General features: G+C 35.9%; 17 protein-coding genes and 1 tRNA gene. 5 read left to right on the forward strand and 13 right to left on the reverse strand.

Translation table 11 applies throughout. The annotated features are described in order from the left end of the window. Window positions 1–9 precede the first annotated feature (9 nt). The 6 genes from gshA to O5639_RS06600 all read right to left on the reverse strand — a co-directional run bounded on the left by gshA (window position 10) and on the right by O5639_RS06600 (window position 7448). On the reverse strand, window positions 10–1152 hold the full coding sequence (gene gshA / locus O5639_RS06575; RefSeq protein ID WP_269623761.1) for a glutamate--cysteine ligase: 1143 nt from the start codon (window positions 1150–1152) through the stop codon (window positions 10–12). Further along, window positions 1149–2669, reverse strand: a complete 1521-nt coding sequence (locus O5639_RS06580; protein ID WP_269623762.1) for an anthranilate synthase component I family protein — start codon at window positions 2667–2669, stop codon at window positions 1149–1151. Before O5639_RS06580 ends, gshA begins: the two co-directional genes overlap by 4 nt. A gap of 61 nt (window positions 2670–2730) precedes the next feature. Next, the gene (gene psaD / locus O5639_RS06585; RefSeq protein WP_269611601.1) at window positions 2731–3156 is read right to left on the reverse strand and encodes a photosystem I reaction center subunit II; all 426 of its coding nucleotides are present in this window, start codon (window positions 3154–3156) and stop codon (window positions 2731–2733) included. 120 nt (window positions 3157–3276) lie between these two features. After that, window positions 3277–4644 carry a sensor histidine kinase gene (locus O5639_RS06590; RefSeq protein WP_269623763.1) on the reverse strand — a complete coding sequence of 456 codons (1368 nt, stop codon included), beginning with the start codon at window positions 4642–4644 and terminating at the stop codon, window positions 3277–3279. 434 nt (window positions 4645–5078) lie between these two features. Further along, entirely contained in the window at window positions 5079–6353 is a 1275-nt protein-coding gene (gene rodA, locus O5639_RS06595; RefSeq protein ID WP_269623764.1) for a rod shape-determining protein RodA, read from the reverse strand. 9 nt (window positions 6354–6362) lie between these two features. Continuing rightward, on the reverse strand, window positions 6363–7448 hold the full coding sequence (locus O5639_RS06600; protein WP_269623765.1) for an Mrp/NBP35 family ATP-binding protein: 1086 nt from the start codon (window positions 7446–7448) through the stop codon (window positions 6363–6365). A gap of 180 nt (window positions 7449–7628) precedes the next feature. Here O5639_RS06600 and hemF point away from each other — a divergent pair, with 180 nt between their 5' ends. After that, window positions 7629–8675 (forward strand): oxygen-dependent coproporphyrinogen oxidase, encoded by a 1047-nt coding sequence (gene hemF / locus O5639_RS06605; protein ID WP_269623766.1) that lies wholly within the window; start codon window positions 7629–7631, stop codon window positions 8673–8675. Between the two features lie 11 nt (window positions 8676–8686). Here the strand turns inward: hemF and O5639_RS06610 are convergent, their stop codons facing one another. Continuing rightward, complete coding sequence (locus tag O5639_RS06610) at window positions 8687–9439, reverse strand: N-acetylmuramoyl-L-alanine amidase (protein WP_269623767.1); 753 nt, start codon at window positions 9437–9439, stop codon at window positions 8687–8689. A 9-nt stretch (window positions 9440–9448) separates the two neighbouring features. Next, window positions 9449–10006 (reverse strand): cofactor assembly of complex C subunit B, encoded by a 558-nt coding sequence (locus tag O5639_RS06615; protein ID WP_269623768.1) that lies wholly within the window; start codon window positions 10004–10006, stop codon window positions 9449–9451. 185 nt (window positions 10007–10191) lie between these two features. On the opposite strand from O5639_RS06615, the gene O5639_RS06620 reads away from it, so the two are divergent. After that, a complete protein-coding gene (locus O5639_RS06620) occupies window positions 10192–10836 on the forward strand; it encodes a ribonuclease D (protein ID WP_269623769.1) in 645 nt (214 codons plus the stop codon). Window positions 10837–10857: 21 nt separating this feature from the next. Here O5639_RS06620 and O5639_RS06625 read toward each other — a convergent pair whose 3' ends face one another. Together O5639_RS06625 and O5639_RS06630 are read right to left on the reverse strand one after the other, a co-directional pair. Further along, a complete protein-coding gene (locus O5639_RS06625; protein WP_269623770.1) occupies window positions 10858–11127 on the reverse strand; it encodes a hypothetical protein in 270 nt (89 codons plus the stop codon). 56 nt (window positions 11128–11183) lie between these two features. Continuing rightward, window positions 11184–12404 (reverse strand): lipid-A-disaccharide synthase-related protein, encoded by a 1221-nt coding sequence (locus tag O5639_RS06630; protein ID WP_269623771.1) that lies wholly within the window; start codon window positions 12402–12404, stop codon window positions 11184–11186. Window positions 12405–12461: 57 nt separating this feature from the next. On the opposite strand from O5639_RS06630, the gene O5639_RS06635 reads away from it, so the two are divergent. Together O5639_RS06635 and O5639_RS06640 are read left to right on the forward strand one after the other, a co-directional pair. After that, window positions 12462–12532 (forward strand) — tRNA-Cys (locus O5639_RS06635). A gap of 434 nt (window positions 12533–12966) precedes the next feature. Beyond that, window positions 12967–13398, forward strand: coding sequence for a hypothetical protein (locus O5639_RS06640; RefSeq protein ID WP_269623772.1), 432 nt, complete (start codon window positions 12967–12969; stop codon window positions 13396–13398). 26 nt (window positions 13399–13424) lie between these two features. Here O5639_RS06640 and O5639_RS06645 read toward each other — a convergent pair whose 3' ends face one another. Further along, window positions 13425–13604, reverse strand: coding sequence for a hypothetical protein (locus tag O5639_RS06645; RefSeq protein WP_269623773.1), 180 nt, complete (start codon window positions 13602–13604; stop codon window positions 13425–13427). Between the two features lie 50 nt (window positions 13605–13654). Here O5639_RS06645 and O5639_RS06650 point away from each other — a divergent pair, with 50 nt between their 5' ends. After that, entirely contained in the window at window positions 13655–14626 is a 972-nt protein-coding gene (locus tag O5639_RS06650; protein ID WP_269623774.1) for an aldo/keto reductase, read from the forward strand. A 7-nt stretch (window positions 14627–14633) separates the two neighbouring features. On the opposite strand, the gene O5639_RS06655 is transcribed toward O5639_RS06650, so the two are convergent. Together O5639_RS06655 and purM are read right to left on the reverse strand one after the other, a co-directional pair. Next, window positions 14634–15266: a histidine phosphotransferase gene (locus tag O5639_RS06655; protein ID WP_269623775.1), complete on the reverse strand. Its 633-nt coding sequence runs from the start codon at window positions 15264–15266 to the stop codon at window positions 14634–14636. Window positions 15267–15427: 161 nt separating this feature from the next. Next, window positions 15428–16468, reverse strand: a complete 1041-nt coding sequence (gene purM, locus O5639_RS06660) for a phosphoribosylformylglycinamidine cyclo-ligase (RefSeq protein ID WP_269623776.1) — start codon at window positions 16466–16468, stop codon at window positions 15428–15430. Between the last annotated feature and the right edge of the window lie 10 nt (window positions 16469–16478).

Here is a 16478-nt window from a genome sequence, read left to right on the forward strand (position 1 = left end):
CCGACTTAGTCACTTATGGGTTGAATTTATTTGAATGAAATTGTTCTCCTCTCGTTCCATTTCAGCAATACCATGCTGCAGTAAAGACTGAATTGATTCTCCCTTGCAATAAGAATTAAGCCATATCATTGATTGATTTCCATTTGTCAAAACAGATTCAATAGGTTTAAGTAACTTACACATATCAAGCTCCTTAGCCAAAGGAGTTACATCTAAAAGAATTTCCTTTATCCAATCCCGACAGTTGATTTGCTTCCCATTTTTCCAATGATATAAATTTGCATCAAGACTAGATTTAGCTGCAATCAAATCATTTTTATCAGCCAAAATAGCCAATTCTTCTTTTGTTTTAGAGCTTGCCTCAATTGGATCAAATTTTTTCATATTATTTTTGAGATTAATAATTCTTAGCTCAACTAACGCAGTAATAGCTAAAAGCAAATCAACGTCAGTAACTAAATCACAGATCCTGAGCTCTAATCGATTTAAAATATGGGGCCTCTCCGGACCATTTGGCCTTACTGATGTCCACAGATGTCTTTCATTTTGCATATTGCCATGACTTAGTTGCTCTTCCACCCATTCCACATAGTGTGAGTGATCTACAAAAATAGGGACATTGGAGGGTGTCTTAGGGAATTGTACCCATCTTTGAGAATGTGCACCCGTTGCATGTCCGTCTAAGAAAGGAGAACTCGCACTTAACGCAAGAAATAATGATGCCTCACATCGAACCAAGCGAAGGGCCGAAAAAAGTAAGGATAAATTTTCAATACCTAAATTGATGTGAATGCTTGCTGTTACAACGTTCGTCCCATAATTTTTTTCGATAAATGAGTGATAAGAATTTGCTGAATCTGACCTTTCAAAAATTTTTGTATTGCCAAGACTAAGTGTGCTTCCTGGCAGAATTGTAAGTTGTTGGGAATCAAGCCATTTCCTAAGTTTTTGTCTTGGTAGTAAGAGTGCATGTTTTAAAACAGCATATCTTTGATCTGGGACAGTTATGTATTCCAGATTTCTTTGATCCGGTTCTTTAACAAAATCTGATAGATCCTCAGTAATAGCAGATGCAACACCTACATTTTTACCAGCATATGTACCAGTAAAAAGTTCCACTTCAAACCCCTTTAACAGCATAAAGTTGGTCATAAATCCTGGGGTTCTAAGCAAGCTAAAGCAGTAAACATTCCTTTCGCTTTATTTAAAGTTTCTTGATATTCATTAGAAGAAATCGAATCTGCAACAACCCCTGCCCCCGCTTGTACTTGAACAGTAAAATCGTTTTTATTTGTCTTGCGAACAACCATTGTTCTTATAGTAATAGCTGTATTCAATGCTCCATTTAAATCCATAGATCCATAAACTCCTGAATAAGGACCTCTACGTTGTTTTTCTAATTGATTGATTAATTGCATTGCTCTTATCTTTGGGGCTCCACTAACTGTCCCAGCAGGGAAAGAAGCAATTAACAAGTCCCAAACATCCTTTCCTTTTTTTAAAATTCCCTCAACCTCACTGACTATGTGCATTACATGCGAATATTTTTCAATAACCATTAATTCTTTTACAAAAACACTCCCTGGGGAACAAACTCGCCCTAAATCATTTCGACCTAGATCTACTAACATGACATGCTCAGCTCTTTCTTTGGGATCTTTTAAAAGATCTGTCTCTAGCGCTACATCTTCCAAATCATTTTTACCTCTAGGACGTGTACCTGCAATTGGCCTCAAACTTGTTTGAATTCCCTTTTCTGTTTGTTGGGCCTTGACCATTACCTCTGGACTAGAACCAATAAGTTGCCAGTCTCCAAAGTCAAAAAATGCCATAAATGGAGAGGGATTTACCATCCTCAGGCTGCGATACAATTCAAAAGGTTTTCGCATTACAGTCGACTCCAATTTTTGACTTAGAACTAGCTGAAAAATATCACCTTGTTTAATAAATTCTTTGGCTACTTCAACACCATTTTCAAATTCACTTTTTGATATATTCATAGTCATATCAAGTGATCTATTCGCTTTCTCATTCCACTTTAAAGACTTTATAGGCTTTAAAGGAGAGTCCATTAAATCTTGAAGTTCATTGATTTGTTCACGCGCAATTTCATAAGCTTTATGAGAAGAAACTCCATCACTTAGATTTCCATATGCAACAGCTGTTATGAGACGTTTGACTTGATCAAAAATAAGAATTTTATCCATAAACATCCAAATACCATCAGGCAAGTCTTGATCAGATAATTCATAGGTAGGTACTGAGGGTTCAATCCATTGAATTAATTCGTATCCCCACATTCCAAAAAGTTGTCCAAGTTGTGGCAAACCAGACAAAGAAACAGATTTATAAGGCTCAAGCATTTGCCTCAGAATTTCAATTGGATTTCCATGAAACTTTTCTTGTTTTCCATTCCTCCAGCATCTTGTCAATTCATCACCCCTTACTATCACCTGCCACAGAGGATCTGATGCAACCACACTCCATCTACCTATAGTTTCCCCACCCTCTACTGATTCAAGCAATACACCAGGAGGACCAATATCACCAACTTTCAGCCAGGTTGTAAGAGGAGTTTCTAAATCTGCCGGCCAACTTTTTGCCAAGGGGATATAGGTGGCCCCCTTGGAGGCTGACAAAAGAAATTCTTCCTTATCTAAGCTAAGCATGACTGCATAATGGCAGCCCAATATATAGATTTAAAGGGGGCAAAAGTTTAAATTGAATAACTTATGCATCGTACGTTTTCTTACCGCTAAATTTCAAACTTGCAGGATTAGGATTTTCTCCAATGCGTCTATTGTTATAGCCTTCTTTTAAGCGGCCCTCATTAGGCTTCTCAGAGAAAACCCCATCTTTAGGGAAAAGTAATTCTCTATCTCCTCCAGGATAAATTCTATAAATTTTACTTGTTTCAATTCTTGGCTTAAATCCTCTCAGTTGAGTATTCAAAGCAAAACACTGTTCTTTCCTAGCAAAGTACATAAGATTATCACCCTCATGCATTACTGCAGCTCCTCCAGTTGGAAGTTCAAAAACCTCTGAAGTTTTGCTTGTCCATGTAATTGCATATTTTTCTTCGGTTTCAGCAGAGTTTAATAATCCTCCAGTGCTACCAATGTGCTTTGGAAGTGTTCCAGGTAATACTTCGGTCATGCTTTTAATTAAAACAACTTATTCTTTATATTTTTAAATTAGCACTTTATTTTGTGCCTTTTGACTCATTTCACGTCAACTTCACACGCGTCAACATTAACCTTAAAGATCAAATTCTTTTTATTCAGAAATAGGAAAAAATATCGTAATTCCACTATCCCGCCTATTAGTAAGACGGCCACCAAGACTTTTTAAAAGCCTTTGAGTAGCAGCCTGACTCAGCTGCAAATTGCCTGTAGATGGATTCCAACTCAGTACTGGTCCAATTTCTTCATTGGAAACACTCTCTGACCCTCCAGAATGAGTAGAAGTAGAAAGCTGAGTTAAGATTTGAAGCTTTAGTCTTTGCCCTGCTGCCCTTAATTTTAAAGTTAACTCCCCACCCGCTTGCAACCCACGACTATTCCTGTCAATAAGACCGGTCAACATTAATTCAAGTCCTTCTGAATCACTCAAAACTTTTGGTAAATCAGGTGTGATATCAAGAATAAGTTTCAACCCTTTTCGCTCTAATTGATTCCGCCACACAGGGGAAAGCATTGTTATCATTTTGCCTAAATCAGTTAAAGCTAAATTTGTTTGCTCAGGCTTACTTCTCTCAAGCTCAACAGCATTAAAAATCAAACCAAAACGATCAATTTGTTCGGTACATTCAATATCTATTTGCTTCAAACGGGTTTCAACCACTTTGGGCAAATCTTTCTTTCTTAGAAGAGATCTTATTAGTGTTCTTATTGTCGCCAATGGGGTTCTAATTTCATGTGTTAAAGCCTCTAGCAAAGAAATTTCAGTATTTTTTGAACTTGAATTGTGATCATTAATTAAACTATCTGGCAAAGTTTGAATATTTAAACTGGGAGCGATATCTGCTAGTCGTTGAGAAAGTAGAGGCCAAAAAACTTTAGATAAATCATCATTTGTTTTCAGCTGTCCCATCTCTTCAAGTGCGTTTCGGAGATTATTTGCTTGTTCAACATTTTCTGTATTCAATCTATTGTCCAGTAATGTCAAAAGATCACTCAAAGTTTCAGGATCACTGCGCATTAATAATTTTCTCTCCTGAGATTTACCATCTAGAGCTAACGCAATTTGAATTTCAGGAGTAATGACTACTAGCAATGGATCATTTCCATCTTCCTCCAAAAGAGTCAGGCGCTCATAGCCTGACGAATCATTGTGTAAATCCTGCGAAACTGATTGGCTAGGAGGCAACATACCCATAGAAGGATTTGTAAGGCTTAACAAATCCTTTGGCGCCCACACCCATCCTTGAAATTGCCTAAGTAATTTAGGTTCGTATAATGCAGGTAAAGGTGAAGACAACCATAAACCTCTTGTAAGGTTCATTGGTAGCAAGATATCTGATTGAAGAGTGTCAAGAGCTGCCCACCACATTCTCCTAACTGCAGACTCACTGCATGTTGCGTTAGGGACACCCTGAGCCATCCTTTCTTGTAAATCTTTAATAGTTACTAGAGGAGTGGTCACAAATTCCTCCAAACCTCATACAAACCTTTAAATCCATTTGAATGATTAGATTTTAAAGGGTGAAAAAGCATAGAAAGTGAAGTTTCAACTAGTGAAGGTGCCTTAGCTGACTATCTTTAAATAGATAGATCGAGAATTTGTCAGTCAATCAATTTAATAGTCAAAAGTCTCTTTGGACAAATTAAGCTTATGGAAGCTATTTCGTCTATGAGTAAGGATTAGTAAGGGGAATCAAAGTCTTATGAATCCTAATTTGTTGATATTAACCAATTGAATTAAACTAATGTTTAATATGAAAGTGAGGATTCCTTCCTTTACATAGATACAAAAACTTCACCTCAAGATGGTAATGAAGAATTAATGATACCTAGTCTCTAAATTTTACTCTGACTCCATTAATGCGTTTACAAATACATATAAGCAAAAGTATCTAATCAAAGATTTTTTCTAATTGACTGGCCTCGTCTAGAGACAGATAAACAAAAGCCGAGACTTATAAAATTAACAAGTAATGCAGTTCTGCCATAGCTCATAAAAGGTAATGGAATCCCAGTTACAGGGCCAAGGCCAATAGTCATAAATATATTCACCATAATTTGAAAGATAAACATTGATGCTATTCCAATAACAATCAAAGATTCAAAATCAGTACGCGCCTCAATAGCTATCTTTATTAATCGAAAAATTAGAATAAAAAATAAAAATAAGACTAACAAAGCTCCTAAAAAACCTACCTCTTCTCCCAGAGCGCTAAAAATAAAATCAGTGTGTTGCTCTGGGATGAATTTTAATTTAGTTAATTGGCCTTGCATCAGACCAGATCCAAACAACCCTCCAGATCCAATTCCTATTTTGCTTTGAAGCATATGATATCCACCACCTAATGGATCTTTACTAGGATTAAGAAAAAGAATTAGTCGATCTTTTTGATAATCTCTTAAAACTGTTTCCCAAAACCAAGGAGCAATCTTTGCTATTAGCAAATGGGAAAAAATAACAAATAATGTTAATATTTTGTTTCGGTTTGGCAGAGACTTATAAGACAAAAAACCAATTATTGGAATCCATATAACAAGTCCTAATTGATATGTATTTGACAATAATCCTGTAACCAAACTAGCCAAAACAATAAATGCCCATTCATATGGCATACCTGACCAATACAGCATTCCAAGAAGTATGGCTCCAAAAACAAGAGATGTTCCAAGGTCAGGTTGTATGAAAACCAAAATCCAAGGGAAAAAAGAAACTAATAAAGGTTTAATTAACTGAGATAAATCAGAAAACCTATTTCGATCTAAAATAGAAGCCAAGACAAGTATTAAGGTTAATTTTGTAAATTCCGATGGCTGAATATTCAATCCAGCAAAGCTCAACCATCTTTGTGCACCAAGAGCAGAAGTGCCACTAAAACTTACATACAAAAGTATTAAAATAGTAAAAAAATAAATTAGTTTAATATATTTCCTTAAATCTTGCAAAGGAAGTTGAGCTAAAAAATAAACAATTAATGTCCCTACATAAGCTACGATTAAATGTTGATACCAATCTGTTATTCCAAGATTTCTTTGAGTACTTGCTATTAAGAAACATGATAAATGTACTAAAATAAGAGGTACAATCCAAATTATAAAATCTATATCTTTCCAAATTTTTTTATTTCTAACTATTTTAAAAGTAGATAGTTGATTGCGGCCAAAACCCATCATTAATTGAAATCACTGTTTAACAGATAATGCATTGCATAAAGTTCCAGCAAGTTCTAAAAATACTTTCGCAGTGATTGAATCTCGAGATGTATGGACCACTGGCAGATCCTTTCCTGTACCCGAATAAGTATCTGACTCTATTGGTATCTGAGAGAGTAAAGGAACATGATTTTCTTTGGCTAATTGATTACCACCACCTGAACCAAAAATCTCATATGATTTTTCTGGCTGGTCTGGAGGGATAAAATATGTCATATTTTCGATTACTCCGAGTACAGGAATATTCATTTGTTTAAACATTGCCAACCCCCTTCTTGAGTCTTGAAGAGATACATTTTGTGGAGTTGTGACTATTATCACACCTGCCATTGGAACTGCCTGGGCTAAAGAGATCTGAGCATCTCCGGTCCCAGGAGGCAGATCTACTATTAAAAAATCACGTTCCCCCCATGAAGCTTGATATAAAAATTGTCTAATGATTCCATTAAGCATTGGTCCACGCCAAATTACTGGCTGGTTTTGATCAATTAATAATCCCATTGAAACCATTCCAATTCCACATGTCTCAATAGGAATAATCTTTTGCTCTGCACCAGAGCCACTTACTTCAGGAGTTATTTCGCTAACACCAAGCATATAAGGGATATTTGGTCCATAGACATCAGCATCAAGCAACCCAACCTTGAAACCCTTTTGACTAAGGGCGCAAGCCAAATTCACAGCGACAGTACTTTTACCTACGCCGCCTTTACCGCTACTTATGGCGATAACATGTTTCACTTTTGGTATTGGAGTTAATCCCTGAGATTGTCCACCATGTCCGGCTTGACCAATAGGAGACTCCTCAGATGGTGAAGCATTACCTATTTCAATTTGTACTTCTTCTATATCTTCCAAGAACTTGATGCTTTCTCTAATATCATTTGCTATTTGACTTCTTTGAGGTATCGCAAAATTAGGGAGAGTTAATCTCACAACAATTTTCGGAGGCTTTACTGAGACTATTTCCAGCCATCCAAGTTCAACAATAGAACGTTCACTCCCGACATCTTTGACTGAATTAAACGCTTGTAAAACCTTCTCGTTGGTTTTCATTCTTAATTTCTATTAGTTCAAATGATAGTAAAAAAATCGACCCATATTCCACCTCATTCTCCAATGATATTGCCTTTAGTAATAAGTAAAAACTATTCGCAATACAAACTTTTCCAATATTGGTGTGAAATTTGCATCATTTGAAAGTATTTTTTTAAGGACAGCAAAATACAATTAATTTTGTCCTCCTCACAAGATCAAGCCAACGTGCCGGCAAAAAACTCAAGAGATCGAGCCAAAAAGCTTGTTTTAGAGCTTCAAGATGAAATTTGTTCTGGACTGGAGACTATCGATGGAGAAGGTAAATTCTTAGAAGAATCTTGGGAGAGACCAGAGGGTGGTGGTGGACGCTCAAGGGTCTTGAAAAATGGAAAAATCTTTGAACAGGGAGGGGTGAATTTTTCTGAAGTACATGGAAATGAACTTCCACCCTCAATCATTAGCCAAAGACCAGAAGCAAAAGGTCACTCTTGGTTTGCGACAGGAACCTCAATGGTTCTACACCCCAAAAGTCCATTTATACCAACTGTTCATCTTAATTACAGATATTTCGAAGCTGGTCCTGTGTGGTGGTTTGGGGGAGGAGCTGATTTAACCCCTTTCTATCCATATTTATCTGACACGCGTCACTTTCACTCATGCCATAAAGCTGCATGTGACACAATTCACAAAGATCTTCATAAAGTTTTCAAACCTTGGTGTGACGAATATTTCTTTCTAAAACATCGCAATGAGACACGAGGAGTTGGAGGTATTTTTTATGACTATCAAGATGGATCCGGATTGCTTTATAAAGGACAAAATGCCAATGGCAAGGCCTCTAAGATCTCAAAAGAGCTTGGGAACTATTCTTTGAATTGGGAAAATCTTTTTTCACTTGCCAAAGCATGCGGGCAGGCATTTCTGCCCTCGTATGAGCCAATAATAAACAAGCGAAAAAATCAAAGCTTCTCAACAAAAGAGAGAGACTTTCAACTTTATAGACGAGGTAGATATGCTGAGTTCAATTTAGTGTGGGACAGAGGCACCATTTTTGGATTGCAAACAAATGGAAGGACGGAGTCAATATTGATGTCATTACCACCCTTAGCAAGATGGGAATATGGATATAAGCCTGAAGAAAATTCACGTGAAGCGCTATTAACAGATTTATTTACTAAGCCGCAAGATTGGTTTACAGATAAATCTCTTGAAGAGAGGTGTTTAACTCATCAAGCACTGGATTAGATACTGCGCTTCTAGATTATTCCATTTAAAAAAGCCTCAACTATTTCATTTGCAAGCAGCTTTATTGTTTTTTGCCTAGTTTTTAAATTTCTAAGATTTTTTTCTAGTAAACCCTCTAATTTACCAATTTCAAGAATCCTTATTTGCCTTCTTGGAGCACCTAAACCTCCTCTAAATAAAACAGGAAACCGTCCAAATGTTCTTGCGATTGACTCGTCTATTTTATTTGGAGTCTCAGAAAAAGGAGGAATCAAGCCTGAGCCAACTCCATACATACCATATGCATCAAAATGAATCTCAAGCGCATACCCACCACGCTTCGCGAATCTCCTCCCTACTGACCAATTCGTTCTTGGATCATTAGCATCATCAATATTTCTTATCCCTGGGTCATAAGATCTAATATTTAAACCTTTTTTTTTGCCAAGTTTAACAATTGTTTCTTGTAATTTTAAATTCCAAAAAAGTTCATCACTAATTTCAGGATGCATTGGATCCAAACCAAACTTATCAACGGCTTCGCCAGGTGTTCCTGCACCGGCCAGTCCCTGAGAATCTGCATGACCAGCTAATATTAAAATAGGGATATTTTTATCTACATCTTTCCTTCCAACCCACGTGGCAGGAAGATTTGATTCTTCTCCAATAATTAGTTCAAAATCTTCAGTAAAATCAAAACTCTTATCATAAAAAAGTTGCGAAAAAGCATAAAAAATAATTACAAAAACTATTAATTTTATACAATTGAATATTTTTATTACCACAAATACTAATTAAATAGGGGAAGAAAGTAGAGAGTTTTCACTACTAAGCTCCAGACTTTCAGATAATTCGAACTGAATTGCTATCAGCTCATCACGATGAGCTTTGATTCGTAAAATAGTAATATCAGATAGATCTGAACTTAATAACTTAACTTCTAATGATTCTTCTCGTTTGGATTTAACACGATAGATAAATCCGGCTAAAGGTGCACCAATTGCAGCCAATAGTAAAGGCCACCAACTCAAAGCGGGATAAAGCTGAATCAGAACAAGACCCAAACAGGCTGCTCCCAATCCTCCAAGACAAGATAAAAAAATCACCAAAAACGTACTAGAAGCAACATTACCAGTAAAGATCAACAACTTCTCTTCAACATTGCCTCCATTTTTTTTCCAACCACGTTCTTCTAACCAAAAACTAAAGCCTTTCAAAACCTCCAAAGGAGGCAAAGGAGACTGAACATCTACAACTGTTGTGCGATCCTTACTTGCAGCGCGCAGAAAAAACCCCAAACCTATCGCTAACAGGATAGTGAGAAATAAAGTTGAGGAGAATGCAGATTGCATCTCAAAAATACGATCCCTTTTATTTTAATTGCTCTGGAAAACATAGCTACAAAAGTGAGTTAAAAAAATTAAAAGATATCAGAAAGATAAAATCGTTGAATTTACTGAATATTTTTCATCATTTGAAGTATTAGAATTCAATCATACAGAAATTACTAATGAATTAAATTTCCATTCAATTGATTATGCCAAAAAAACTTGATGAACCGTCGACTTTCAGAATCTTTGATAAAGACATAGATAAGGAAACTGAAATTGCTTTTAGCTCATCTAGAGCTTTAGCAGTTGATACTGAAGCCATGGGATTAATTCATGGTAGAGATAGGCTATGTTTAATACAAATATGTGATGAAGTTGATAATGTTATTTGTATTCGTATAGAACCAAATCAACATTCAGCACCACGCTTAAAATCTATTCTTGAAAAAGAAACAATTGAAAAAGTCTTTCATTTTGCAAGATTTGATGTCGCAGCCTTAGCAAGTAATTTAAATATTGAAGTTAATCCAATTTTTTGTACAAAGATTGCAAGTAAAATAGGTAGAACTTACAGTCCAAGGCATGGATTGAAAGAAGTAGTGATGGAAACTGTTGGAGTTGAATTAGATAAACAAGCTCAAAGCAGTGACTGGGGAAGAGTTGGTGATTTAACTCAAAAACAACTTATCTATGCCGCAAATGATGTTAGATATTTACTAGCAGCAAAACACAAACTTGAAGAGATGTTGAAACGTGAAGAGAGATGGAAATTAGCTAAAAAATGTTTTCAATGTGTACCAATTTTGTCCGAGCTTGATAGAAGAAGATTTACAAATATTTTTGATCATTAATTTCTTCAACTTAAAGACAAATTAATCCTCAAGCATAAAATTCTCCTCTTCTTTTAGAGCCTTCAATAATTGATCAAAAGAGGCAGAGGCAGATACACCTTGTTTTTTATCCTCATTACAAGTTTGATCTAAGAATTTTTGCGCAATTTTTTTTCTTGTTTGCAAATCTTTTTTTCCTTCTTTAGCTGCTGCCACCTCTACTTTTCTTCGAGCGGCAGCAATACTAATACTTAAAGTAGATGCCAATTGAGCACAAATTTTAAGATAATGATGATCTTCAATTAGTGGCATATGGAGAAGTTTGAATAAAAAATCTTTCTAAAAATCTTTTATTAGATTACACCGAACTAGGAACCTTGGGACAAGTGAGTCGAAATACTGAGAGCTATAGCTTGGCTCCCTCCTGCGGGTCCCATTCGCTTGGCTCCTCTTAAACCAATAGAGTATCTATCTAGATCTGAATTTAATAAAAACTCGGCTTGTTTTGCGAGTACTTGATAACCTTTAGAAATAGCAACTGCACCTCCTAACAAACGACTTTGACGCTTAGCGAAATTGAAATTGAATTGAGGCCCTCTCCCAGGCAAAGATACACATGGGACACCTGAACCAACTAATTGTTCTGTAGCTGTACCAGCATTGGCTACACCTACTTCTGCCCAATTAGCCCAAGAAGAAAATTGATTAAAGCCAATTAATATAATTAATGAGTTTTTTTTCCATATTTGCGAAATCCCTATTTCGTCTATTGACTCATCAGTAGATTTAAAGCCTAAATCAATCAATATCAATTCTATTTGTTTACTCATTGAAGAAGAACTTAAAGGCACAAAGACTGCCATGGAAGATGAAATTTGAATACGCTGAATTGCAATTAAAAGTTTTTTAAAGTTCTGATACGCCTCAGGTACGCGACTTCCACATAACAAAATCAAACGTCGAAATTTTTCAAAATCCTTAGGGCATTCTGTTTTAGACATACCATCCATCATTGGATTTCCAGGTGAGATTGCTTTTACTCCGTGTTTCCTTAAACCTCTTGCGGTAAGTTTGTCCCTTAATGCAACCATTCTGCAACGACTAGATCGCATCAACCAATATTCCCATGGATCCCACTCAGTTCCTTTCAATCGATGGTAACAATCACTCAAAGACGATCTTGGTCCACTCGTCCATGTGTAATCACTTTTAGGCGTGCCAATAAAAAAATAATCTGCACCACTAGCCCATGCAAACAGAAGAGGTAATAAATCTCCAACTGCAACGATAATCCTTCCTTCTTTGGCTGATCTATGAATCAAAGTCCATTGTCTCCAGAGACTTCCTAATAATCCAGCTTTTAAATCTAAAACCAAGCCACTAAAACTTTGATTACTAAATCCACCGCTTGGCAAAAATGTTGAAGGGCCAATCTTGGCAAGCCGGCCGTCTTTTACAAGCGATGAGAATGCTTTCCCATCTCCAACCATCGGTAGAACTTCATTATATATACCTGGATTAATTTCATGGAGAGCTTCGATCACCCTGCACGCAATCGTGTCTTCTCCATGTCCATTACAAAGAAACAAAAGATTTTGTTCGGTTTGACTGATACGATTTGAATTGGAAATGAAAATTTCATTTTCGGCGGCATGGCCAAGTGGTAAGGCAGAGGATTGCAAATCCTTTATCCCCAGTTCGAATCTGGGTGCCGCCTTTATTAGTTTACGCTTAATTTTCTTGAGAACCCTTCCCAGCACTATGCTCCATGTGTAGCGGGTAGCAAGTTTCAATAGGTTCTAGAGGAAGTGGATAGGAAGGGGAATTTAATTATTAATTCGCCCAAACTATTATTATTTCTATCTTCCCAGATTTCACCTTCCCTCGCTATTAATCAAAAAAAATCCTGACTCACTAGGCAAAAGAGTCAGGACAGAAAAGAAGAATTTAGATTTTAATTTCCTCAGAAGTGTTGCCTACTTACTATTTATTTTTTCCATATCTGCAACAATTTCCTTCATTGTTTTTTCTGCCATCCGATCTTCAACATAAGTTAATCCATTCTCTAAACCTTCATTACAATTGCATAGAAGAATTCACATAGAAACATTATTCATAGATTAATATTAACCATATTGACAAATAAGAACAGTGTCTGAACAAATTGAATTCAGTTCTTTTTATAGATTATTAAATTCAATTAAGGAAGGTGAATCTGAACAAATATCTTTACTCGATGAAAAAATTAATGAATTCAAAAATGGTAATAAATCGAAAAGTTTTCTTGATGAATTAGGATCTCTTTATCTCTCTATAGGAATTACAGAATTATATAATTTCACGAATACAAAAGATCTCCAGGCAATTGGAAATATCGATAAAGAAGGATGGGAAACTTTATCTTCTTCAAATCAACAAGAATTACCTGTATACCTAGCAAATAAAATGATTGAGTACATTAAGGAAAATAAAAAAGTAAAGGAAATGTCCAATAAATGGAATATTAAAGAAGGAGAAATCAGAAAACATATAACTAAAATGGCAAGGTATATAACTGAAGGAATTATTGATGTAATTGAATAATCTCAGAAATAGAAAAATCCTTTTTATTAATAATCATTATCTGCGACACAAATACCTAGACATCTTATTCCATTGCTAGAAGTTCTTCCACAATGATTACATAGAATTTTTTCTTGCTGATCTTTAGTTTCATTGTCTTTTTGATTTTCTTCATTATTGTGTTTTTTCTCAAAAGAAGAATCTTGATAACTATTTAATTTATTCATGTAAGATAATGATATAAGTTTTCTTTAGTTGAAATAACATAAATGAAATCATGACTAAGAGGAAAATTGGAATTGGTTTTGGAACTTGGGCCTGGGGAAATAAACTTGTATGGGGCTACAAACCTGAAACAGATGATATTTTACTTAAAAAAACTTTTTTTGATGCAATAGATAGTGGATTAGATCTTGTGGACAGTGCAGATTCATATGGCACTGGTAGCTTATTTGGGCGAAGCGAAAAACTGATTGGCGATTTCCTGGACGAGTTACCCAAGAGAAAGCTAAAAAAAATCACTATTGCTACAAAGCTCGCACCCTTTCCATGGAGAATTGGTCGCAATGGTCTACATAAAGCTTTTCAAGAAAGCAATCAGCGACTAAAAGCAAATATGACAAGAGTACAACTTCATTGGAGTACTTATCGGTATGCACCTTGGCAAGAAGAGCAGTTACTCAATGGCCTAGGAGATTTATACGAAAAAGGTTTAATTAAAGAAATTGGGCTCTCTAATACTGGTCCAAAAAGACTAAGTTTTTTATATAAAAAGATGAAAGAAAGAGGAATTAAAATTAATAGTATACAAATGCAACTTTCGTTATTAACCAAACCATCTTTAGAGGATGAAAATATCAAAAATATATGTGATGAGAATGAAATTGAATATTTAGCTTATAGTCCATTAGGGTTGGGAATCCTCACAATTCCACCAAATACATCTCCCAAGCCTAAAACCTTCTTACGACAAAAGTTATTCCAAAGAATACTTCCAAAAACCATAGAATTGAGAACATTAATATCTAATATTGCTAAAAAGTACTCAGCCTCCCAGGCACAAGTTGCCTTGAATTGGGTAAGGTCTCATGGAGCTAAACCAATAGTCGGAATTCGTAATCCATTTCAAGCTAAAGATGCAAGTTCTGCACTGAAATGGTCTTTAACCAAAAGAGAAAAAGAAAGTCTGGATTTTTACAGGAATAAATGTCTAGCAAATATGCCTCAAAACCCTTTCACAAGTCCCTAATAAAAATTTAAGTATCTGGGCTGACAATAACCTTCATTGAATCTGAGGAAGTAGGAAGACTAATCACTTTTGCTGGTGGAATAGGTTGTGCATTTGCGCTTTTTTCAATAATTTCTTTTTCAGGTTCTTTCTCATCTTTAGAACAAGCTTCTAATGCTTCTCTCAACAAAGAGTCAAAGGTCGCCCCTGGCAATCTATGCCTGGCGACCTCAAGGAATGTGAGTGGTAAAGACTCAGATGCCGCATCTTTTAATGCAGGATTATTTTTTCTATGATCTTGTTCATCCTGAATGGCTCGAATAAATCTAAGAGTGACTTCATGCTTAGTCGATGCTTTAATCAAAGTATCATTATCTCTTTGCCCATTTGTTGCTTCTTGCTCTAGGTCATTAATTCTGCTCTCTAAACTTGTAAGCACTTCATCAGCTTCTTTCCCAATATGGGAAAGTTGTCCATCAGACAAGTTTGGTAAATCAGCTACATAAACCTTGCCATGATCTCTAAGGGTTAAAAAAGTTGGTCTTGGTCCACCATTTTGTCGCATACCCGAATCTGATTGACCACCTAAAGGCCTTTTAGGAGGAGTTGGACCTGCAGAACTTCTCCTGCGCGTTAGACGCTGTTGATTTTCAAAAGGCATAGAGCTAATTAAGATCTAACTTCGCATCACCCGAACTAATATCCGGCTTGCGTTTTTTTACATCTTACTGTTTTTTTTCCATTATAGAAAATCTTTTTTAACCTTAATTTAATTTATTCAAAAAAATGTAAGAAGAATTTTATAAAACTATGCTTATAACCTCACCTAGGTATTCCTAAAATATCGATATGATTTGAATTATTCTGACTTTCAACAACTTGTCCTATATTCCAAGCTTCAAAATCATTTTTAATACATATTTCTAAAGCAGAATTTACTGAATTTTTTGGAACAATTAGACAAAAACCTATCCCCATATTAAAAGTATTCCAAAGATCAATTTCAGGGATATCACCTGCATTTTGTAACCACTTAAAGATTTCAGATATTTCCCAACTAGCCTTATCTATACATGGTAACAATCCAGAGGGGAAAATTCTTGGAAGATTTTCTGGCAAACCTCCACCTGTTATGTGCGTCATTCCATGAATTGGTAAATTTTCTCTCAACAGTTTGTCGACAAGTTGAACATAAATTGCGGTTGGTTCTAGCAAAGAGTTAATCAAATTCCTTTGATTTTTCCCATAAAGAGTATTTTCGTCCACATTCGCCATTGATAGGACTTTACGAATAAGACTAAAACCATTGCTATGAACACCGTTACTTTTGATCCCAATAATCTGATCATCAACATTAATTTGCGTGCCGTCTATCAAGTGATCATTTTCAACGATCCCAACACAAAAACCCGCTAGGTCATATCTTCCATTCGGATAAAAACCTGGCATTTCAGCAGTTTCACCTCCCAAGAGAGAACAATCCGATTGACCACAGCCTGCTGCAATTCCCTCTATCACTTTGGCTAAAGCATCAGGAGTCAAAGTTCCGCTTGCTATGTAATCAAGAAAAAATAAAGGTCTAGCCCCATTAGTTATTACATCATTGACGCACATTGCAACCAGGTCGATTCCCACTCCAAAATGACAAGCATATTGCTGAGCTAATTCTAATTTCGTACCAACACCATCCGTCCCAGATACCAAGACTGGACTTTCATAGCCTTTTGGAATTCTTATACATCCTCCAAAACCTCCTAACCCTCCGATGACCTCACTTTTATGAGTTTTTTCAACACATGATTTAATTCTCTCCACGAAGGCTCTTCCAGCAGTAACATCAACTCCCGCAGTTTTGTAGTCCATCAGTAAAAAG

This window comes from Prochlorococcus marinus str. MIT 1214 (genome assembly GCF_027359355.1).
GTDB lineage: Bacteria > Cyanobacteriota > Cyanobacteriia > PCC-6307 > Cyanobiaceae > Prochlorococcus_B > Prochlorococcus_B marinus_F.

Coding starts and splice junctions, on each gene's coding strand:
- gshA (WP_269623761.1), bottom strand. CDS start 1,152: ATGACCAACTTTATGCTGTTAAAGGGGTTTGAAGTGGAACTTTTTACT.
- O5639_RS06580 (WP_269623762.1), bottom strand. CDS start 2,669: ATGCTTAGCTTAGATAAGGAAGAATTTCTTTTGTCAGCCTCCAAGGGG.
- psaD (WP_269611601.1), bottom strand. CDS start 3,156: ATGACCGAAGTATTACCTGGAACACTTCCAAAGCACATTGGTAGCACT.
- rodA (WP_269623764.1), bottom strand. CDS start 6,353: ATGATGGGTTTTGGCCGCAATCAACTATCTACTTTTAAAATAGTTAGA.
- O5639_RS06600 (WP_269623765.1), bottom strand. CDS start 7,448: ATGAAAACCAACGAGAAGGTTTTACAAGCGTTTAATTCAGTCAAAGAT.
- O5639_RS06615 (WP_269623768.1), bottom strand. CDS start 10,006: ATGCAATCTGCATTCTCCTCAACTTTATTTCTCACTATCCTGTTAGCG.
- O5639_RS06620 (WP_269623769.1), top strand. CDS start 10,192: ATGCCAAAAAAACTTGATGAACCGTCGACTTTCAGAATCTTTGATAAA.
- O5639_RS06625 (WP_269623770.1), bottom strand. CDS start 11,127: ATGCCACTAATTGAAGATCATCATTATCTTAAAATTTGTGCTCAATTG.
- O5639_RS06645 (WP_269623773.1), bottom strand. CDS start 13,604: ATGAATAAATTAAATAGTTATCAAGATTCTTCTTTTGAGAAAAAACAC.
- O5639_RS06650 (WP_269623774.1), top strand. CDS start 13,655: ATGACTAAGAGGAAAATTGGAATTGGTTTTGGAACTTGGGCCTGGGGA.
- O5639_RS06655 (WP_269623775.1), bottom strand. CDS start 15,266: ATGCCTTTTGAAAATCAACAGCGTCTAACGCGCAGGAGAAGTTCTGCA.
- purM (WP_269623776.1), bottom strand. CDS start 16,468: ATGGACTACAAAACTGCGGGAGTTGATGTTACTGCTGGAAGAGCCTTC.